The sequence below is a fragment of the Roseobacter sp. OBYS 0001 genome (assembly GCF_019654895.1).
GTDB classification, from domain to species: Bacteria; Pseudomonadota; Alphaproteobacteria; order Rhodobacterales; family Rhodobacteraceae; genus Roseobacter; species Roseobacter litoralis.
This window is the reverse complement of the sequence record NZ_BPES01000009.1, coordinates 1-21641: the sequence shown is the minus strand read 5'-3', so window position 1 is coordinate 21641 and position 21641 is coordinate 1. Positions and strand designations below refer to the sequence as shown.

Below are 21641 nucleotides of genomic sequence, written 5' to 3'. Positions count from 1 at the left end.
CAGTAGGCGCGTCGCCATGGCTTGTGAACCGCGCAGCGGCATCAATTATTCCGCCGGGATCGCGCCTTCTTCCAATGCCAGAGGGGCAGGCAGATGGACCAGCATCTCCTTGGGGCAAATCTGCAGGAAATGCTGCTTTTCGATATCCCAATGTTGCAGGATATCGCCAACGCGGCGGCTGCCGGTTTCCGCCAGATGCATCTCTAGCAGCCCGCGCAACTCAGCCAGCCAATGCCCTTCGGCCACCGGGCAGATCACGAGCGTTTCCATATTCATCAACGCCGGTGCCTTACCGTCGGGGTCATACAAATACGCCATGCCCCCGGTCATCCCCGCACCAAAGTTCGCGCCGATGTCCCCAACGATCACGGCCACGCCGCCGGTCATGTATTCGCAGCCGTTCGATCCGCAGCCCTCAATCACCACCTTGGCACCCGAATTGCGCACCGCAAACCGCTCGCCTGCGCGCCCGGCCGCAAACAGATAACCATCCGTCGCACCATAGAGCACGGTATTGCCGATGATCGTGTTCTCCCCGGCCACAATCGGCGAGGCCATGGGCGGGCGCACGACAATCCGGCCACCGGACAGCCCCTTGCCCACATAGTCATTGGCATCCCCGGACACTTCCAGCTTCAGCCCCGGTGCTGCAAAAGCCCCGAGCGACTGGCCCGCCGACCCGCTCAGCTTGACCGTCAGGTGATCCGGCTGCAGGCTGTTGCGCATCCCGAATTTCTTGACGATGTGGCTCGAGGTGCGTGTGCCCACGGTGCGGTGCGTGTTCTGAATGGCATAGGACAGCTGCATCTTTTCGCCATCCTCCAGAAACCGCTGCGCATCGCGCACGATTTCGGCATCCAGCGTATCGGGCACCGCATTGCGCGCTCTGGCGCGGTCATAGACGATATCCGCCGCCCCATCGACCGTGATCAACAGCGGGTTCAGATCCAGATCATCCAGATGCGCCGACCCCCGGCTGACCTGCGTCAGCAAATCCGCGCGTCCGATCACATCATCAAGGCTGCGCGCCCCGATCTGCGCCAGAATTTCACGCACTTCGCTTGCATAGAATGTGATGAGGTTCACGACCTTATCCGCATTGCCGGTGAACTTGTCGCGCAGTGCTTCATCCTGCGTACAAACCCCGACGGGGCATGTGTTGGACTGGCACTGCCGCACCATGATGCACCCCATCGCGATCAGGGCTGCGGTGCCGATGCCGTATTCCTCGGCCCCCAGCATAGCCGCCATCACGATATCGCGGCCTGTGCGCAAACCCCCATCGGTGCGCAGGGTCACACGCTCGCGCAGGTTGTTCATCGCCAGCACCTGATGCGCTTCGGTCAGACCCATTTCCCACGGCAGCCCTGCGTATTTGATCGAGGTCGCAGGCGAGGCACCCGTGCCCCCGTTGTGACCCGAAATCAGGATCACATCCGCCTTGGCCTTGGCCACACCAGCCGCAATCGTGCCAACCCCGGAGGAGGCAACGAGCTTCACCGTCACCTTGCAGCGCGGATTGATCTGCTTGAGGTCATAGATCAGCTGCGCCAAGTCCTCGATGGAATAGATGTCGTGGTGCGGCGGCGGCGAAATCAGCGTCACGCCCTTGGTCGAATGACGCAGCCGCGCAATCAGGTCCGTGACCTTCATCCCCGGCAATTGCCCGCCCTCGCCCGGCTTGGCCCCCTGCGCGACCTTGATCTCAAGCTCTTCGCATTGGTTGAGGTATTCCGCCGTCACGCCGAAACGTCCGGAGGCGACCTGCTTGATCTTGGCCGACGGATTGTCGCCATTGGGTTCGGGGACGAAATGTGCCGGGTCTTCGCCGCCCTCACCACTGTCGGATTTCGCGCCGATCCGGTTCATCGCCACGTTCAGCGTTTTATGCGCCTCCGGGCTCAACGCGCCAAGGCTCATGCCCGGCGTCACGAAACGCTTGCGTATGGAGGTGATGCTTTCCACCTCTTCCAACGGGATCGGTTTGCCCAATGGCTTGACGTCAAGAAGGTCGCGCAAATGGATCGGCGGGTTGCTCTGCATCTTGGCCGAATACTGTTTCCACATCGCATAGGATGCGGTGTTGCAGGCCGTCTGCATCATATGCATCGACGTCGCTTCCCACGCGTGGGTCTCGCCGGACTGGCGTGCTTTGTAAAAGCCGCCGATGGGCAGGACAGACCCGATGCCTGCCCATCCCTTGGCATGCACCTCTTCGACCTTGTGCTGGATGCCGTGAATGCCGATGCCGCTGATCCGGCTGGTCATGCCGGGGAAATATTCCGCACACATCGCGCGGCTCAGGCCGACCGCTTCAAAGTTCAGCCCCCCCCGATAGGAAGAAATCACGGAGATCCCCATCTTGGCCATGATCTTCAACAGACCCTGATCAATCGCATAGCGATAGCGCGCCACCGCCTCGGTCAGCGTGCCGTCAATCAACCCGCGCTCGATCCGGTCCGCGACCGTGTCCTCGGCCAGATAGGCGTTCACGATGGTCGCGCCCGCCCCGATCAGCACCGCAAAGTAATGCGGATCAATACATTCTGCCGAGCGTACATTCAGCGAACAGAACGTCCGCAGCCCCTGCCGCACCAGATGGCTGTGCACCGCCGAGGTGGCGAGGATCATCGGCATGCCCACCTTGGTGGCGTCACTCATGTGGTCGGTCAGCACGATATGCCCGGCCCCCGAACGCACCGCGTCTTCGGCCTCCGCCCGGATACGCTTCAGCCCCGCATCAAGGGTGCCGCGCCCCTCCTCGAAGGTGCAGTCAATCTCCACCAGTTCGGCGTTGAAATGGCTCACCAGCGTATCAAACTGCGCATTGCCCACGAACGGGCTGTCCAGCGTGATGATCTCCGTCTGGCTGCTGTCCTCATCCAGCACGTTCTTGAGGTTCCCGAACCGCGTCTTGAGGCTCATCACCCGGTATTCGCGCAAACTGTCAATCGGCGGGTTGGTGACCTGACTGAAATTCTGACGGAAAAAATGGCTCAGCGGGCGGTACTGTTTGGACAGCACCGCTGAGGGCGTATCATCCCCCATCGACGCCAGTGTTTCCTTGGCATCCTCCACCATAGGTGCCAGAATTTGTTCAATTTCTTCAATGCTGTAGCCTGCCGCAACTTGCCGGCGGCGCAGCTCATTGCCCGCAAAGATCGTGGTTTCCGTGACACCGGTCAGCGCTTCATCCAGATCCTTGATCTTGCCGACCCACTCGCCAAAGGGCTGGTTTGCCGCCAGCTTGTCCTTGATCTCGGTGTCGTGAAACAGCCGCCCCTCGCGCATGTCCACGGCCAGTATCTGACCCGGACCCAACGCGCCCTTTTCCACCACATTCGCCTCGTTCAGCGGCACCATCCCCGCCTCGGACCCGGCGATCAGCATGCCATCATTGGTCACCACATAGCGCATGGGCCGCAGCCCGTTGCGATCCAGCCCCGCACAGACCCAGCGCCCATCCGTCATGGCCAGCGCCGCAGGCCCGTCCCACGGCTCCATCACCGAGTTGCAATAGGAATACATGTCGCGCCAGCTCTGCGGCAATTCCACCGCCTGCTTGGACCAGCTTTCCGGCACCAGCATGGTCTTGGCCATCGGCGCATTACGCCCCGCGCGCACCAGCACCTCAAACACCGCATCAAGCGCCGCACTGTCGCTGGACCCCGCAGGCACAATCGGTTTGATGTCCTCTGCCATCTCCCCAAAAGTCGACGATGCCATGCGAATCTCATGGCTCTTCATCCAGTTCAGATTGCCCTTCAGCGTGTTGATCTCCCCATTATGGGCCAGCATCCGGAACGGCTGCGCCAGCCACCACTGCGGGAAGGTGTTGGTCGAATACCGTTGGTGATAGATCGCGAAAGCACTCTCGAACCGCTCATCCATCAGGTCGGGGTAAAACTCCGCCACCTGCTCGGCCAGCATCATCCCCTTATAGATGATCGACCGGCAGGACATGGACGCAATATACAGCGTCGGCACCTGTGCTGCCGCTGCCGCCTTTTCAATACGGCGGCGTATGACATAAAGCTCGCGCTCGAATGTCTCTTCGTCCACCCCTTTGATGTTCGAAATCAAAATCTGCTCGATCTCGGGCCGCGTCGCATTCGCCTTTTCGCCCAGCACCGAGATATTGACCGGCACGTGACGCCAGCCATAGATGTAATACCCCATCCGCAACACTTCGGTTTCCACGATGGTCCGGCAGGTTTCTTGTGCGGCGAAATCCGTGCGCGGCAGAAACACCTGCCCAACCGCCATCAGCAATTCCGTCTTGGGCTGGTGGCCCGTGCGGCGCACCTGATCATAGAAAAACGGCGCCGGGATCTGCACATGAATGCCCGCGCCATCGCCGGTCTTGCCATCCGCATCGACGGCCCCCCGGTGCCAGATCGCCTTGAGCGCCTTGATCCCGTTTTCAACGACCTCGCGGCTGGGTTTGCCATCCACGGAAACGACCAGCCCGACCCCGCAGGACGAATGCTCTTCCGCTTCGGAATAAAGCCCGTTTTCCGCCATATAGGCGCGTTTAGCTTCTTCGCGGGCTACCCATGCGTCATCATAAGTCATTTTACGTCTCCCTCGACAAATCTGTTCTTTGCTTCGTATTCCGCGCCGGTTGCGCGCGGATGATCCCCGGTGAGCGTCGCCATCGCGCCGTCCACATAAATTTCTGACCGCATGGTCCAGTCGCGCGCGGCATCAAACAGGCCCGGCATCAACTCATAGGCGGTGCCCGGCGTATCCGTGTCGCGCATCCACAAATGCGACCCGCAGCGCGGACAAAATGCGCGCTCCGAAAAGTCGGACGAGGCATAGCGCGCCACATCCCCCGTGACCGTCACCGCCTCGGCCTGCGCCTCAAAACACATGAACACGCCGCCGTTCCAACGCTGGCACATGCGACAATGGCAGGCACCGGGGCGCGGATCATGCGCGCCCGCGACGGTGATCTGCACCGCGCCGCACAGGCATTGCCCTGTCAGATGGTCTGTGCTCATGCGCCCGGCTCTCCGCCTTCGGTAAAGGCCGCAATCGTCTCGGCCTCCGTCATGCGCCGGTGATCGCCTGTGAATGCATAACCTTGCGGGCAATTGTCCGAAAAATACTCAAGCGTCAGCGGGGCACCCGCCGCATCCGGGAACAACCCCGACGACAAATACCGCGCACCGTCATGCACCGTGCCGTACCAGAGGGTCGAACCGCAGGTGCCGCAAAACGCCCGCTCCGCCCAGTCGGACGATTTGAAAACCTTGATCGGGCCGCTGGCCTCGGTCCCCGCCTGCTCCGTCATGATGGAGATATAGGGCCCAGCGTTCTGGCGCTGGCACATGCCGCAATGACAGGCCACCAACGTGGGTGCATCAACAACCGCCGCGATCTTCACCGCGCCGCACAGGCATTGACCGTCAATTTTCTGTTTATCGCCCATTTCTGGATATTCCCGTTACGTTTCCGTCAAAGGTCAGCCTTGCTGTCCTTGCCAAATCCTTACACCGCCAAGCGTACCGACGTGATACCGACGCAACACCGACATGATACCGATGGTGCATTTCGGCGCTTTACTCCGCTGCGATCTGCGCGCCTGCGTCCAGCTTTTGCAGGATCGCTTCGGCGCAATCGCGCCCGTCACGGATCGCCCAGACCACGAGGCTCGCGCCGCGCACGATGTCCCCAACCGCATAGACGCCGTCAAGATCGGTCTCACCCGTCGTAAAGGCCGCCTTGATCGTGCCCCAGCGCGTGACCGGCAATTCCGGCTGATCCCAAAGTGCCGGCAAATCCTCAGGCTCAAAGCCCAGTGCCATGATGACGATGTCGGCCTCCTCGACATAGTCGGCCCCCTCGATCACTTCCGGCGCTTGCCGTCCGGTGGCATCGGGCGCACCCAGACGCATCTTCTGCACCATCACACCCGTCACCGGGTCGCCGACAAACCCTTTCGGCGCGGAGAGCCATTCGAAAACAACGCCCTCTTCTTCGGCGTTCTGAACCTCGCGCTGGGATCCCGGCATATTCGCGCGGTCACGGCGATAAAGGCATTTGACCGACGTCGCCCCCTGCCGCACAGACGTGCGTACGCAGTCCATCGCCGTGTCGCCGCCCCCGATGACGACCACGCGCTTGCCCTCGGCATTCAGCGTGCCATCATCGAATTCCGGCACCGCATCGCCAAAGCTCTTGCGGTTGCTCGCCGTCAGGAAATCAATCGCGCGCACAAGACCCTGCGCGCCCACGCCGGGGGCTTCGATCTCCCTTGATTTATAGACGCCGGTGGCAATGATAACCGCATCATGCTTGGTGCGCATATCTTCAAAAGAGACGTCTTCGCCCACCGTGCAATTCAGCTCAAAGGTGATCCCACCAAGCTCCAGCTGCTTGTTGCGGCGCATCACCACGTCTTTCTCCAGCTTGAACCCCGGAATGCCATAGGTCAGCAGGCCGCCCGCGCGGTCGTACCGGTCATAAACCGTGACCTGCACCCCGGCCCGGCGCAGCACATCCGCCGCCGCCAGCCCGCCCGGACCCGCGCCGATGATGCCCACGGATTCGGTCCGCTCGCGCGGGGGCGAAATTGGCAGAACCCAACCTTCTTCCCACGCCGTATCGGTGATGTATTTTTCCACAGCCCCGATGGTCACGGTGCCATGGCCGGATTGCTCAATCACGCAATTGCCTTCGCACAGGCGATCCTGCGGGCAAATGCGACCGCAAATCTCGGGGAATGTGTTGGTGGCCTGACTGACTTCATAGGCTTCCCGCAGGCGGCCTTCGGCGGTCAGGCGCAGCCAGTCGGGGATGTTGTTGTGCAGCGGGCAATGCGTCTGGCAATAGGGCACACCGCACTGGCTGCACCGGCTGGACTGCTCCTTGGCCTTGGCGTCAGCATATTCCGCATATATTTCCTTGAAGTCTTCACGCCGCGCGTCTGCTTCACGCTTTTCAGGCATGCCGCGCTCTACAGTGACAAACTTCAACATCTGCTGACTGGCCATAAGGATGATGCTCCACAACGATTTCCGAAGTGCACCCATACGCCAACTCAAATCGGAAATAAAGTCAGTATTACTTACCTAGTTTTGCAAAAAGCACCTGAAAAATGAAAACGAATCCAAATTATTCAGTTTTTTGCGTCCGTTTCGGACCTAAATTGAGACTTTTCATTTGATTCCCTGCCCTTATACCAGCCTTGCACGCACGCAGGCAGCGGATTACCCATATGACCCTTTTCCACCTTATTCTTGTCGCCGCGATTCAGGGTCTGACGGAGTTTTTGCCCGTCAGCTCTTCGGGCCATCTGGTACTGCTACCCGCCCTGACCGGACAGCCTGATCAGGGCCTGGCGATTGACGTGGCCGTCCATGTCGGATCCCTCCTGGCGGTCATCCTGTATTTCTGGAGCGATGTGCGTATAGCTGCCGCAGGCTCCCTCAGACTCGCGCAGGGCAAGGTCGACACGCAAGGCGCATTCCTCGCGCTCTGTCTTATCATCGCGACCATCCCCGTCATGATCGCGGGCCTTATCATAAAGCTGACCGGCCTTGACGAAATGATGCGATCCGTGGCCGTGATTGGATGGACCATGCTTGGCTTTGGTCTTGTTCTCTATTGGGCGGACAGAACTGGTGCATCGACGCGCACCGCCAGCGGCTGGACGCTGAAGGATGCCTTTGTCATGGGTCTTGCACAGATCTTGTCCCTGATCCCCGGCACATCACGCTCGGGCATCACGATCACCGCAGCGCGGCGTTTGGGCTATGGACGCGAAGGGGCGGCAAAGCTGGCAATGCTGATGTCCATTCCCACGATAATCGCATCCGGCGCTCTGCTCGGCGCGGATGTCATTGGCGAGGCGGACTGGCAGATGGCAAAGGACGGCGCATTTGCAGCGGTGCTTGCTTTTGTGTCGGCGCTACTGGCGCTAGCCCTGATGATGCGCCTGCTAAAGAGCGTCAGCTTCACACCATACGTTGTTTACCGAGTGATCCTCGGTATCATCCTGTTGGTTTACGCCTACAGCTAAGACCGCAGGTTCTTGGCAGATTTCTTGATCGCGTCGTACTGTCCCGACGGGCGGAACCGCCATAAATACTCTGGCAAAACAGACACCATCGTCGCAGGCTCAATGCCAAGCGCGTCAAACCCACGCTGGCCCTCGCCAACGACGTTGTCGCGGGCAAGGTTTTTCACTTGGTCCCGCGTGATCATTCCGTTCTTTATCAATCCGAGAGAAGCCGTTTGGACCATGTCAAATGTGAACCCCATGATCCGGGCCGCAAAAAACGGGATGTTCACGATCAACCGACGCCTGTGTATCGTCTCAAGCATAAGCTCCATCAACGCGCGGAAAGAGCAGACATCTGGCCCGCCCAACTCGTACACGCCCGGCGCAACCGTTTCGGTCAAAGCCTTTTCAGCGGCCTGCGCCACATCATCGACATAAACCGGCTGAAACCGGGTATCCGCGCCGACAACTGGCAAAACAGGACCGAGCTTGGTCATATCAGCGAAACGGTTAAAGAACTGGTCTTCAGCGCCAAAAACGATGGAGGGACGCAGGATCACAGCGGCAGGAACATGTTGCAAAACACCCGCTTCCCCCAACGCTTTCGTGCGGGCATAGTCGCTGTCTGAATGCGCGTCAGCCCCGATGGCTGAAACATGCACCATTTTCGCGATACCCTCTTCGGCGGCTATCCGCGCGATGCGTTCGGCGCCTTCGGCCTGAACCGTGTCAAAAGTATTCTTGCTGTCCTCCGCCAGTATTCCGACGCAGTTCACAACAGCATCCGCCCCCATCATCACATCCCGCACCGACGCATCATCGCGGACGTTACACAGAACCGGCTCAACCTGACCAACGACACCATAAGGCTTCACAAACATAGCTTCATTAGGCCGCCTTACGGCAACCCGGACCCGCCATCCCGCTTTGGCCATACGCCGAGTGATGTAGCGCCCTATGAACCCGGAACCGCCATAGATCGTAACCAGCTTTGACATTGCGTGCCTCTTTGATCAGATTATTGGCTAGAACTACCCCTGCAGAGAGGGTGAGACAAGGCGCAAATAGGCGCATCTCTGGCATATCCCGCGAACACGCCTGTGCCATCAGTTTTCGTTTGACACCTAAAGCCGATCAGATTAACAGCCGTCTCAACGACACCTGCCCAGGTGGCGGAATGGTAGACGCGCTAGCTTCAGGTGCTAGTACTCGCAAGGGTGTGGAGGTTCGAGTCCTCTCCTGGGCACCAAGACTTAGGTCGTAAATCCATATTTTATAAGCATATTAGGCACTTATCCACTTCCCCCGGATGCGTTTCGGGATACATTGACTATGGCGATGCTTATGAAACTTGAACATCTGGTGACTAAGAACGGGAAGCTGACGTTCCGTCGGAGAATCCCTCAAGACCTTCTTGAGGTAGTCGGGAAGACCTTCTTCCAAGAGCCCGTTAGGTCCCAGCAACAGGGCGTCGCTTTGGCTCGTGAACACGCTGCCCTAATGGATGCCTTCCAACGCTTGGTGACGGATGCGCGTGAAGGCGTCCTTGAGAAAACGCCCAAGCAATATGCTGAGGAGGCGTGGGAATCGCTAGGGGATTCAAGGTCCGATTGGGAGAGGTGGAGAGACTTTAAGGTGGAAGCCCAGCGCATGCTGAACGGCGTCAGTGGCTTTCGAGATGAAGAGGAAAGACGAGGTATCTTGGCCGATGATCTTGCCCAGCGCAATGCCGACCCAATGCTTTACAAGGCGGTAGTATCTCCTGACGCAGAAGGGCCGGAAGTCACCCTTAAAGATGCCCGCAACATGTATCTGAAGGAGAACATGAAGGGAGCGACGGGGCGCAATCAAATGAACCGTCTGGAAAGGGTCTGTGCCCGAGTCGCGAAGTCCTTGGGACCGTTGGATAGGTTGCCTCTAGTGGACCTCAAGAGAGAACACGCCCGCAAGCTGAGAGACGACATGCTTAATACTGCCAAGTCAGACGGGTCTCTTCTCTCCCCGGCATCGGTGCGACGGGAGTTGAATATGGTCAGGGCGATGGTCAGCACTGCCATCAAGGAATTTGATCTCCACGGTAAAGCCTTTAACCCCTTCGTGGGTCTCGACATTGCCGGATACCACCCTGCCCCAGAGATTGAGGGAGATCTTCGCGACCCGCTACCGCCATCCGTCTTAAAAGCTGTGCGTCAGAGCATAATGGAGAGCGTAAGGATACCCGAGTTGAAGCTGATATGGCGTCTCCTCGAAAAAACCGGATGTCGTGGAGCAGAGATCACAGGCCTTCGTTTAGAAGACGTCCAGCTTCACCACAAATACCCACATATCTTGGTCCGGTGGCACGAAGACAGACGCGTCAAAACAGTCGTTTCGATCCGTTCAGTTCCTCTCATTGGAGACGCTCTCACAGCTGCTAGGGAAGCCGTCGAGCTTGCTGGTGATGGACCTGCGCTATTCGCTCGATATGCCCATGAAGCAGGAGCTGATAGTGTTTCAGGGACTCTGATGAGGCAGGTTAGAAAACACACTGAGGACAAGCGTCACGTTGTCTATTCCCTTCGTCACAACATGAAGGATTGGCTGATAATTGCAGGCGTCCCTGAGAGGGATGAGCATCGGATACTAGGGCATTCGCTCGGGGGTGTTGGTAACAGGGTATATGGGGGCGATGAAGCCAAGCTTAAGGCGTCAACGAAGGCCATGGAGGCGGCTTTGCAGGTTGCCGAGGAATGGTTAAGTGCGCAATGACTTGCATTTGAGTATATTCAAGTCCCGACACCCGTTACCAGAGTTGGCTGTCAGAACATTCAGGCGGTATGAATGCCTTATGTTCTTCGAAAGAGCGATTTCAGTAGCCGTGGTGAATGCGACGCCACCTTTGGAGCGTTTCAGTTTCACGTTTTGAGATAGGCGACAGCGATTGAAAAATTGTCGTCTGGGGAATTTCTGCGGACATTTTCTGTAGCTTCCTGCGCGAAGTTGTTAGCGCCGGGGAATCTGTTAGAAATCTCAAGCATCGGTCGCAGGGGTAACTTAGAATGGAGGCCATCGCTGGTGACAAATATCCTATCATTCACCTGCACAGAGAACTCGAAGCCATCAATCCTTGGTTCGCCCTCTGCGCCTAGTGCACTTTCCAAAATGTGCTTGCGCGGATAATTCCTAAACTGAATTTTGTCTATTTTACCTTCGTCAAACAACCTTTGAGCTTCAGAATGATCAGAGGTCAGCTTTTTGATGCCCTGACCTCTTGCGATCATTGCGCGCGTATCACCTGCATGAGCGCCGACTAGTTTTGTCTCTCCCAAAAACACAGCTGTCAATGTAGTTGCCATGAACCGTTGCTGCTCAGATTTCTTTTGTTCAGATAGGATTTGTCTATGTATTTCTTGAAATACGGTAACCAAGGCGTTCGAACTTTTCGGAAAGCTCGTCACTCTTTCTCGCAGAAGACTTACGGCAAGCGCCGACGCAGCGCCCCCTGAGCCTCGTCCGCCCAAGCCATCTGCGACAACAAGGCCAACAGTATATTCATCCAGTTCCCAAGCCTCAGCGCAATCCTCATTTTGACTGCGCGGACCAGTTTCAGATATTGCAGCTAAATCGAACCTCATACGCATATTTCAGAAATTGCTTTGGATACGGCTGGATGGAAATGTTTGATGCTCGCATCGATTGACCGCTCAAGATGGCGTATTTGTGGACAAATCATTTTGTCTAACACACGAAACTCGATTGCGGCGCGTTGCGCGAAAGCTTCATCTATCTCTGGTCCCAGCGAGTTCATAAAAGCGTGTTCAACATGCCAACGATTGTGTGATGTTCCAAGAACAAGTAAAGCGTAGCAACCTTGAAACCTGCGTTCGAAATCGACACTCTCAAAACAATCAAGTATTCGCTCACACAAGACATCGCAGTATTCGAACGGGAAATCCCTTCGAGACGCTACCCAATCGCAGTATTCTCCGTATATTTGTTGTCCAGCTTCCCCACTGACGCCAATCGCGTTTTTGATCGTTTCGCCCGAAATCTTTGAGAAAATGAAATTCTTGACTGCTCTGTCGCCGCCAGTCACGGCGCTTAAAACAGACTCCCAAAACTCTGGGTTGTCCTCCGAGTTAGTTCCAAAAGAGTTTGCGAGGTCTTCAAATGCAGGGACTGAAGGCGTGCTTACAGAGAACGCAACATCTGCAACAGCATCGACGAACGATTTCGCTGTCGGAAATCGCTTGGATGGGTCCGCCCGTGTCGCCACTGCAAAGATGTCGCCAAAGCTAGTGCCACTTTCAATAACACCGCAAGGAACGCGAACACCATCATCAACAATATCGTGCAAGATACAGGCCAACGAGTATACATCTGTTTGTGCGCAAGCCGTCGATAGTTTTTGTGTGATTTCGGGGGCGGTGTAGGCATCTGAACCTTTGCGCATTCCCGTAGCAGTTAGGTTTGAGAGATTGCTTTCTTTCAGAGAGATCAGTCCAAAATCACTTATTCTGTATACTGGGCCACCTTCATCTGTTTCAAAACGAAGAATGTTCTGCGGTTTCAGGTCTCTATGACAGATTTGAAGCGAATGCAGGTAGTTCAGTGCCAACGCAATATCTGAAATTATTTCTAAATAGCGAGAAGCAACATCAGGCTTATTTGTCTCAATCTCGTCAGCAAGGCTGCACGTCGCGATTGGCATGAGATAAGAGGGTTTGTCCCCTTCCCACGACTCAATAACTGGAACGATGTTTGGATGATTGATATTCTTCTGGATGCGAACTTCTTTGATAAACCGCTTCCTGACGTTCTCCAGCAAATCTGCATTCATTGGTTGGTTTTGTGCGAAGTACTTGATCGCATAAGAATTTCCGTCGCCATCTGTCGCCTTAAAGACGTTCCCGAACCCTCCCTTTCCCAAAAGTTCTCCAATATTGAAACTCATATCAAATTTTCCCGTGTCCTTGGGACATTGCACGCCAGTTCGCCAAGGTTTTTAGCTACATGATTGAATGTAGCTTCGCAACGCGCCGCTTATGCGGGTAATCTTTTTTTGCTCACTTGGAATTGGAAATGCTGGTTTGCAAGCTCGGGTTGACCCCGCTCAGAGAAACTGAACGAGGTCGTCTTGTGTGATGCTAGAGCGGAAGTTTACGCTGCTTCGAAAAGATCGTAGCTGTCACTTTCGCTGCTTAACCAACCCTCAAAAATTGCACGCATACGTTCATCCGGTATAGCTACAGTAATCGGCAAGCCGTCACGGACACGCGTTCTCCATATCCATTGGACCATCTCCGCCAACGCATACTCATCGGCAAAATGCTGACCTGAGACCCCAAGGAAATTTTGCACCTTGGGGTTGGGTGACATCGAATAGAGGTAGATCGCGTGGGTGGCATGCTTGAAATCGTTGGTCCCGCGCGTCTTGTTGGGAAGCCACTTCACACCACCTTTGCCGTAGTCCCTACCGAACAGCCGGGAATACTTGGCCCACTGTCCAGCATAACGACTTTTACGGTCATCAAACCACTTGCCACGAGCACAAGTAAGAATGATGTTGGTCCGGTCTACACCTTTCCAACGCCGATAGAGGAGGTTTTTCAGAGCACCACCTATGGACTTACATGTTTTGTCTGTCGAGCGTCGTGTCTGCTTTGAGAATGACAAGTTGACGTGCTTTGGTAATGCCAACTCTTCCACAGTGACCAACTCCCTCGCCTGTCTGAGCCAATCAGCGGGCGTCTCTTCAACTACCGTGTAGGCCGCCTTCGGGTGCGACTTAGCGAGCACGTTAAGGTAGGCTCGGATGTATGTGCCTTTACTGAGGAACGTCATTACCGTCAGCGAACGGCCCGAGAGCAGCACTTGATTTGGCGTTGCCACCGCAAAGATACCATTGTCGTCAACGTGAAGCTGACCCTGAATTGCCGGTTTGTATATTTCAGGGTGCAATCCATTCGAGTATGTCGGTTCACCATCTTTGTCGAACCTCTCGCGCTGCCACTTGATCCACTCCATAGTAGGTTGGACTTGACCCGTAGCGGGACAGACAGTGGCATATCCACCACCAACTACAGCCTCGTTAAAGGCATCTGCATCGATGGTGTTAATATTGGTAACAGGGTTAGGCGCTTCGTCCACGATGATCTCGTAATCGGCCATCAAGTCGGCCAATCGAAGCGTCATGAAGAACAGCTTGTGCGTGATTGCTACGGATTTGCCATCGTTCAATAGCGTCTCAAGCTGGATGAGTTTCGGACCATTGCCTTCTTTGGGTGTGACGACTTCAACACCATGTGGTGCGTCCCTAACGAAACGGTCGATTTCAGTGAGCGACGGCGTAACAAGTAGATATTTCCGCTCAGGTTGCAGTGAAGTCAGCATTTCGGAAGTCTTGCCGGTGCCGCATGCGCGGTCGATGATGACAGTGTGTGTTGAGCGGTTGGGATAGAGCATGTGATAGCTTTCTGTTTGGGGGCCTCGAGATGAAGCGGTTCATTGGCCATGAGGGCCGGGATTGCGGGATGCAAAAGAATGGTGCGGACGGCACATCTGTCTCACTCAAAATTGAGAGAGGTTGTAAGCATATGAAAATGAATGATATTTCAGGCTTCGACAGCACCCTGTCGTAAACCTGTTGTTTGTGAGAGGGAAACCTTAAAGGGGAACCAAAGGGGAACCATCGCGGGCAACCTCGAATGGTAATCACATAGGAAACCAAACGGGTTCACTTGGAGGTGGAAAATCATCATGACGGCATCAGCCGACAAAGAATTAGAGGTGAACCTCGAAGAGGGTTTGGACTGAATAACCCAGATATTCTGGATGCACTCTAGCAGGTCGCCAGTCGTTCACCTTCGCATGTCGCTATCGCTTGAAGACCCAATTCCGATGGCTTTGCCACGGAGACGATATTTCCTTTACATGCTCCTCAAATGTGAAGGTCAGGTCATTGGGTGAACAACATATGCCTTTTCGTTTTGGTGAGCTTCCTCACATATCGATCACACCCTTTCACTCATTCATGGGTGAAAAGAACCAAGTTTCATTCAACGCAGAGCAAGTTAGTTTCGGGTCTCAGATGCGGGTCAATATCTCCTAGCGTTTGGTGTGGGGCTATGTTGTGTTTAGCGGCAGGAACGGGTTGCTAGGGCTAAGGTGGGGGTTAATTGCCTTTTAACACGAATGCCCCCTTTTAGTGCTATGGGGTGGGTTAATTGGTGACGCAGCTCGGCTTTCGGCGCTTACCTCTAGTATGGGGGTTAATCGGGTCACCTCGAAACAGGCCACTAGTAGTTCCATGGTGGGGGTAAATCCAATGGACGCGCATCATGTGAGCTTGGGTTTAGTATGTGGTGAATTGGTCTCGCCCGGCTTTCCGCCAACTTATGGTGTTTGTGTCTAAGGTGTGGGTTACAAGTTGCCATGCACGGTAAGCAACCAAGTGCCATCGACATGGCTAGGTCCTGAACTGTTAACGGTTTCTTGGGCTTGTATGAGGGTTAATGCGTTACAACCCCCACTTCTCCAGTGCCGCTTCTGCCTTCGACGGGTCTTGGGCAATCCTGATTACGGCGTTCCGGTTGACGCCTGTGGCCTTAGCGATAGCCGAGTGACCTTGCCCTGTATTCAGCATCGCTTGCACAGCTTCAAAGCTGGCCCTACTGAAGTTTGGCTTGCGCCCTTTGAACTTCTCCGGAGAGGTCGCCTTGTGGTGCGCTATACCGGCCCTCTGAGCCTCTTTGTTGGCCTCTGCTTGCGCCTCTGCCATCGCCGCCATAAAGCCTATCAGCGCGTCCCTGATAGCCTTCTGACTGGGGTCTGTGGTTGTCCCATCAAAGACCATGTTGTTGATCACGGTCTTGATCGTCACACCGCTGCGGATGAATTCCCGAATGGTGTCTGTTACGTCCTGATAGTTGCGGCCAAGACGGTCCACCCAACGGACCACCAACGTGTCCCCTTCACGCAGCATATCGAAGAGCCGCTTGCCGCCTTCTCGTTCTGCCAGCTTGGTGGTCACCCCAGAAGTGCCATGATCGGTCACAACTTCATCAACCTGAAAGCCTGCCTTGCGGGCCTGTTCAAGTTGGTGGTCGCTGGTTTGTTCGGTCGTGGAAACGCGGGCATATAAAATTGTCTTGAGCATGTGGTCACCTGTTCACTAAGATTATGTTCACATAGCTGATGTGTTCACAAGAAAAAGTAAACCCCTGTGAACAGCCTTTTAGTTGCCGCTAGCGGTGTTCTCTGCGGTATACCCCAAAGAACACACGCGCGCGTCCCGTCACAACCCGTTGGGTTCAAACGCAAGTTCCAAGAATGTTCATAGCTCTCCGGTGGTCACAACAATTTGGCAAACATTCAAAAGCACTTCTTTTGTGATATCCTCAAGTGAACTCGATCAACACAAGAGAGTGTTTCATATGTTGCGGGCATTTCGACTCACCTCCAAATTCGTGCTGACACTGGCTTTATTGATGTCTCTTGCACTCAATATCGCGACCATAACGATAAGCGGGGTTTACACTGCCGTTTCTTCCGCCGCTTCAGCCGTTGGTTTGAGCACTATCGCAGCAAGAGAAGCAAGTGAAAGGCTCGCAGCGAAGAAAGCGTCGCGCGAGGTAGTCCGCAAAACGACAAAGCGGGTGTCGTCCAGAATGGCGAGAGGTGCCACTAGGAATGTCACGACGTCGTTCAGTGAAGCGATACCGTTCATAGGCGTTACCGTAATTGCGGGTGGTCTGGCGCTGGAAGTTAAAGATGCCTGTGACACCGCCCGTGACATGGCAGGCTTGGAAGGAGCACTTGATAACCCCGATGATCCAGAAGCGGGACAAAAGCAAGCAATGGAAGACTTTGAGTGCACCGAAATGATACCCGAGGCGGAGGACTTACCCAACAAGGAAGACATATGGGCTGGCATGATGAACGCTCCGGGCACCGCTTGGGAATACGCGTCCAACTACGTAAACGATCTACCCGAACTTGATTTGTCGGGGCGGACCGAGAGTGTCATAGTCGCCGCTGGGCATCGCCTTGAAATGCTTGCCGATTGGATAATGGATTGGTGAGGTCTTTATATTCCCAAAAGCAGCCCGGCGGGGGGAATGCGCAATCCGATCTATCAATCTCGACCTCTCGGATTTTTGCGGTGAAATGAAAGCGAAGCCTTCGTTCTGACCGCCTCTTCAATCCTGCTGCAGGTCTGGCACGAAAATCTGTTTGAGCGGTATCATGGCGCGGTAGCGAGGCGATAGGCTGGCGTAATGCTCCAAGATCAGTTCCACAAACTGTTCGCCATTTATCAATCGAAGCTTGGCCCGGTTGCGCTCTAGTTCGACGGCTCCGCGCGCAAAAGACCCCAAGTTTACAAACAGGCCATATTCCCCGTCACCAAGGGTTCCCAACAATTGGTCAACGTCTGGACGCGGTGTTTGTCCTGTAGTGCGCTTACATTGCACCTTCACGATGGGCGGTTGAAAGCCTAGTGGGTCCATATGCGCGATGACATCCACGCCCCCATCCCCTGATTTTGGTGTGACGCGGGCGGTGTATCCCATGCACTCAAGCATATGCGCCATGAACTCTTCGAACTGATGCCCTGACAATTCGGTCATGAGGCGCTTGATCACGAAGTCACTGGTGCTTGCCTCGGCCTGCACGGCGGCGGAAACTGTAGCAGTATCGTCGTCAGTGATCTCGTCTTGCGCGTCTTCATCTGTTTCGGCCCGCTCGGACCCACTGACGGAAGCGTCAAGGTTCACCTTTGCGAGAAACTCACCTGTATGCCGTTTGACACGGAAGAGCGTGAGAAAAGACCCGATTTCGTTTAACGATGCCTGACTAAACTCATTTCGAGGAAAATGCCCCAACCACTTCACCTGTTGGCGGGTTGCGTAGCCGTCAGTGTCGCCCTCGTGGTAGCTTACATTGCCGGTAAAGCGCCCGATATTGACCATCCGGTCGGACTTCGAAGGGTATATAACCAAATCGCCCGCTTTGATCACGTGCACGAACTTATACATCGTTCCAGCATCAACCGGGATAGCGCCTGCTTTCTTGTCGGGATAGGCCGTTGCCAACCGAGTTTTGTAGGCTTCTCGGTCTGGCGGGATTCTCGTGAGGTCTCCCATATCAGGCCAGCCGATTGCGACATAGCAGCCCTCAATGGGCCTATCTGAAACATGCGCGCCCATGTGAACGCCCCACACTGTCGGGTCATTTGGCATTCGCGCGCCCTTTCTGTTTCTTTTTGGATGTCTCTTCTGTGTTGGCTTTTTCTTCAGCTGCGGCACGGTCTTGGTTGAGCTTGAACAGGCGGGCTAGGATTTCGTCTTCGGTCAGTTTGCCCGCGCGCCAGTCGTCGCCCCAGCCATACGCCTCGGCCACCGCTTCGTCTAATGCCTTGTGCGCGTGGTCGAGCCATGCGGGGCGGGTGTTGTAGAGGTTTGTCAGGGTGCGTTTCTTGAGTTCCTTGGCGGCGGCGGCGTCCTTGGGAAGGATGCGGTCGGGATAGCCGGGAACTACCTCTGGCACCCGGTCCACCAGATCAGCGGGGTTGAGCCAGTTTTCCCTTAACTCGTTCAGGCGTTGGGCGGCAGATGCGATTTTGACGGCGCGTGGGTCATCTGCATACCCGGATGCGGGGATGTTGGGGGTAAGGCCGTCGGGAAACGGAAATGTCTCGAAGGTGGTCGAGGGCGTGTAACGAGGGTCGTTTCCCACTCCGAGAAAAGTGCCCATGCGGAGCGACCAAAGCTCGTGGAAACTAGAGTGTAGGATGCCAAAGGTGGTATCGTCGTCGCGGGCGATCGCGATAATCGCGGAATCTGCCAACGTGGCAGCATCGACCCATGTGAATAACCGGTATTTTGAAACCCTTGGGCTAAGAATGTATCGGTCTAAGCCATTGAGGCTCTTCCGCATTTCAGGTCGAGGTCTCTGGTGTAACCACCAGCCATCAAGAGCACGAAGTTCGCGACCTCTTAGTAGTGGTTTTCCAGCTTTGGCTCGCTCTGCGTTTTCCTTGTCGATGGCCAATCGTAGGTGAGTGAATGGAGCTTCAAATAAGGCCGCGTCGCCTTCAGACATTTCAGTTCCAAAATCCACTATCCATTGTCCCGAAGGCCGTCTTGTTACGTCCATGCCGTTTGACCATGGGCGCAAAACCTCAGAGTTATCTCGCCCGTTCGGATTGATCGGCATATTGAGCCACTGTCTAGCGAGTTCGCCATCGACCTCAAACGGCCCAGTTTTGATAGTTCCCTGAAACGCTACGCTTTTGTTCTCTGGCAAAGAATTGGATTTTGTTAAGTCAACACCACCAGTATTGGCGGTCAAGTCAGCGTGAATCGTAGCAACGGCATTTCCATTAAGGCAAGCTTGTCCTGACTGCTCATCATCAAAGCAAACAAGTGAGACACGAACAGCAGCGCCATCTACTGTCCATTCCTCATCAGACCAAGCATCAAATATCTGTCCGCTAAATAGTATCGGCTTTAAAACGTTCCTGTTTGCACCGCCACGAATAGAGTTCGTGCAAACCAGCCCCGCCTTTCGTAACTTATTCGCTTGCATCTGAGCCCATGCTTTCACGAACCAATAAGCGACCAAATCAACACCACCCGGTGTGCGCTCGTAGGCCTTTCGCAGGGAGACGGTGTAGCCTTCGCCCAGTTCAGCAATCATTTTCTTGTTACCCAAAAACGGCGGGTTACCCACCACCACGTCCGCTCTTGGCCACAAGGCACCGGTCCCGTCAGGGTTCAACACCGCATCCCGGTTCTCAATCGTTGTAAGTGACCGCAAGATCGGATTCTTAGCCGCCTCGAACCCGTTGCGGCGCATCCACTGGATTTCCCCAATCCAGACCGATACGCGGGCCAGTTCCGCCGCATAGGCGCTTAGTTCGATGCCCAGCACCACCTCGGGGCCAATCTGCGGGAACCCTCTGGGCAACCCCAGCGCCTCTGCTTCAAGGTTCACCCGATGTTCGATGTTCTTGAGTTCCAGAAGGGAGATGTAGAGGAAGTTGCCAGACCCACAGGCCGGGTCCAGCACGCGAAATGCCTTGAGCCGATCAAGGAACGCTTGGTGCAGTGCCTCGGCCTTGTCCAGCGCGCGGGTGACTGCGGCTTTCTGCGCCGTGCTCAGAAGCTTTTCCTTGGTCGCCTTGGGGGCCTTGTCGATCAGAGCTTCGATCTTCGCTTTTACCTCAGCCCATTCCGCCAAGAGCGGTTCGACGATGACCGGGTTCACGATCTGCATGATCTTATCCCGATCTGTGTAGTGCGCTCCAAGCTGGCTACGCTTGGCCGGGTCAAGGCCACGCTCAAAAAGTGTTCCAAGGATGGACGGATCAATGTCGGACCAGTCGAGTTGAGCCGCCCTTATCAGATCGTCGAGGTCTTCCCATTCCAGCGGCAACACGTCGTCAGTGTCGAATAGCCCGCCGTTGAACCAGTCCACTGTCTCGAAGCCGACCAGCCCACCGTCTTTCATTGCCGCAAACAGCCCCTTGGCGTGGACCGCGAAAGTTTCAGGCTTGGGGCGTGCGGTTTTGATCATCCGCTCGAACATTTTGTTCGGTAGAAGTTCCACATCCTCAGCAAACATGCAGAACACCAGACGGTTGACGAAGTGTGCCACCTGCTGGGGTTCGTGACCGCGTTCCCGAAGGCGCTGGGCGAGCTTCGCGAACCTCTGTGCGGCCTGTTCTGTGACTAGCTGACGGGTCTTTGTCGGTTTGAACGCTTCCGGCTGTAGAAAAGCATTGCGCAGCTTGTCCCGGTTGGCGGCGTTAGTGAGATCACCCAAATGCAGCGTGTGAATTTGCTGCACGGTATTGGTCCAGTTGGTGTGGATGCGAATAACATCCATGTCCGACACGATCAAAAGCGGCGGATTCTCTAACGCGATAGCGTATTGCAAAAGCTGATCAAACGCTTTGTCGAGGTTGGCACGCTTACCTTTATATTCCCAAGCAAAGCAATCCTTGCGCCAGACGTCGGCCCACCCCTCACCACCGCTGGTTTTTGATGCGCCTTTCTCAAAAGTGAACCACTCACCCTTGGGGTCAGCAGCTACCGGCTCGTCAATCTCCAGTAGTCGGCAAAGGTCGTTGAAATGCGAGTGAGACGCCGTGCGTTCCTTCAGTTCAACATTCCGCCATTTGGCGATGAATTCTTGCGGCGTCATTATGGAGTCCCATTCGAGCGGTTCGATCTCCAGTAGACTTTCAGGTGCTCTATAGGTCAACCTCAACGAGTGGTTTGGACAGGAAAACATGTAAGTTTCTCAGCCACTTCAATGCGCGGCACCCTGCAGATTTCTAAGTAAAGCGTCTGGATGTATAGATAAGCTCGCACCCTATCCTTTCATAGAATCCATGCACTGCGCGTAAGTAGACTCATATGCCGGTTCAGGCGTCGCGTTAGGGAAGCCCTCATAGGTCTTGAAAACCATGTCCATCAATGGGTCATACATCTGTGTGCCGCGCGTTGCCTCTGCTATCTCGTCCTGCAAACTCGTCAGCGACGTCCCATTGTCACGGGCAATGATTGTCCCCTGCGCTGTTCTGGCAAATTGACCTGCTCCCCTTTGAGTCCGCTAATTTACGTTAGCTCTGTTCGGGTTTTGG

General features: G+C 55.4%; 14 protein-coding genes and 1 tRNA gene. 4 read left to right on the top strand and 11 right to left on the bottom strand.

Annotation, left to right across the window (positions count from 1 at the left end; translation table 11 throughout):
* Window positions 1-45: 45 nt before the first annotated feature.
* The 4 genes from gltB to K5Q35_RS16010 all read right to left on the bottom strand — a co-directional run bounded on the left by gltB (window position 46) and on the right by K5Q35_RS16010 (window position 7001).
* Entirely contained in the window at window positions 46-4575 is a 4530-nt protein-coding gene (gene gltB / locus K5Q35_RS16025; RefSeq protein ID WP_220800291.1) for a glutamate synthase large subunit, read from the bottom strand.
* On the bottom strand, window positions 4572-5006 hold the full coding sequence (locus tag K5Q35_RS16020) for a GFA family protein (protein WP_220800290.1): 435 nt from the start codon (window positions 5004-5006) through the stop codon (window positions 4572-4574). The genes gltB and K5Q35_RS16020 overlap by 4 nt, the downstream gene beginning before the upstream one ends.
* Entirely contained in the window at window positions 5003-5437 is a 435-nt protein-coding gene (locus tag K5Q35_RS16015; RefSeq protein ID WP_013963734.1) for a GFA family protein, read from the bottom strand. The genes K5Q35_RS16020 and K5Q35_RS16015 overlap by 4 nt, the downstream gene beginning before the upstream one ends.
* 130 nt (window positions 5438-5567) lie before the next feature.
* The gene (locus K5Q35_RS16010; protein WP_220800407.1) at window positions 5568-7001 is read right to left on the bottom strand and encodes an NAD(P)-dependent oxidoreductase; all 1434 of its coding nucleotides are present in this window, start codon (window positions 6999-7001) and stop codon (window positions 5568-5570) included.
* A 224-nt stretch (window positions 7002-7225) separates the two neighbouring features.
* Between K5Q35_RS16010 and K5Q35_RS16005 the strand changes: the two genes are divergently transcribed.
* Window positions 7226-8029 (top strand): undecaprenyl-diphosphate phosphatase, encoded by an 804-nt coding sequence (locus K5Q35_RS16005; RefSeq protein ID WP_220800289.1) that lies wholly within the window; start codon window positions 7226-7228, stop codon window positions 8027-8029.
* Here the strand turns inward: K5Q35_RS16005 and K5Q35_RS16000 are convergent.
* On the bottom strand, window positions 8026-9009 hold the full coding sequence (locus K5Q35_RS16000) for a complex I NDUFA9 subunit family protein (protein WP_220800288.1): 984 nt from the start codon (window positions 9007-9009) through the stop codon (window positions 8026-8028). The genes K5Q35_RS16005 and K5Q35_RS16000 overlap by 4 nt on opposite strands.
* 165 nt (window positions 9010-9174) lie before the next feature.
* Between K5Q35_RS16000 and K5Q35_RS15995 the strand changes: the two genes are divergently transcribed.
* Window positions 9175-9260 (top strand) — tRNA-Leu (locus K5Q35_RS15995).
* A 95-nt stretch (window positions 9261-9355) separates the two neighbouring features.
* Window positions 9356-10759 (top strand): tyrosine-type recombinase/integrase, encoded by a 1404-nt coding sequence (locus K5Q35_RS15990; protein WP_220800287.1) that lies wholly within the window; start codon window positions 9356-9358, stop codon window positions 10757-10759.
* Between the two features lie 146 nt (window positions 10760-10905).
* Here the strand turns inward: K5Q35_RS15990 and K5Q35_RS15985 are convergent, their stop codons facing one another.
* From K5Q35_RS15985 to K5Q35_RS15970, 4 genes are all read right to left on the bottom strand, one after another.
* Complete coding sequence (locus K5Q35_RS15985) at window positions 10906-11625, bottom strand: PP2C family serine/threonine-protein phosphatase (protein WP_220800286.1); 720 nt, start codon at window positions 11623-11625, stop codon at window positions 10906-10908.
* Window positions 11622-12944, bottom strand: coding sequence for a serine/threonine-protein kinase (locus tag K5Q35_RS15980; protein ID WP_220800285.1), 1323 nt, complete (start codon window positions 12942-12944; stop codon window positions 11622-11624). The genes K5Q35_RS15985 and K5Q35_RS15980 overlap by 4 nt, the downstream gene beginning before the upstream one ends.
* 206 nt (window positions 12945-13150) lie before the next feature.
* A complete protein-coding gene (locus K5Q35_RS15975) occupies window positions 13151-14455 on the bottom strand; it encodes a hypothetical protein (protein ID WP_220800284.1) in 1305 nt (434 codons plus the stop codon).
* Between the two features lie 1054 nt (window positions 14456-15509).
* Window positions 15510-16148 (bottom strand): recombinase family protein, encoded by a 639-nt coding sequence (locus tag K5Q35_RS15970; RefSeq protein ID WP_220800283.1) that lies wholly within the window; start codon window positions 16146-16148, stop codon window positions 15510-15512.
* A 277-nt stretch (window positions 16149-16425) separates the two neighbouring features.
* Between K5Q35_RS15970 and K5Q35_RS15965 the strand changes: the two genes are divergently transcribed.
* Window positions 16426-17073 carry a hypothetical protein gene (locus K5Q35_RS15965; protein WP_220800282.1) on the top strand — a complete coding sequence of 216 codons (648 nt, stop codon included), beginning with the start codon at window positions 16426-16428 and terminating at the stop codon, window positions 17071-17073.
* A gap of 117 nt (window positions 17074-17190) precedes the next feature.
* On the opposite strand, the gene K5Q35_RS15960 is transcribed toward K5Q35_RS15965, so the two are convergent.
* Complete coding sequence (locus tag K5Q35_RS15960; RefSeq protein WP_220800281.1) at window positions 17191-18297, bottom strand: restriction endonuclease; 1107 nt, start codon at window positions 18295-18297, stop codon at window positions 17191-17193.
* A complete protein-coding gene (locus tag K5Q35_RS15955) occupies window positions 18221-21199 on the bottom strand; it encodes a class I SAM-dependent DNA methyltransferase (protein ID WP_220800280.1) in 2979 nt (992 codons plus the stop codon). Before K5Q35_RS15955 ends, K5Q35_RS15960 begins: the two co-directional genes overlap by 77 nt.
* Window positions 21200-21641: the final 442 nt, after the last annotated feature.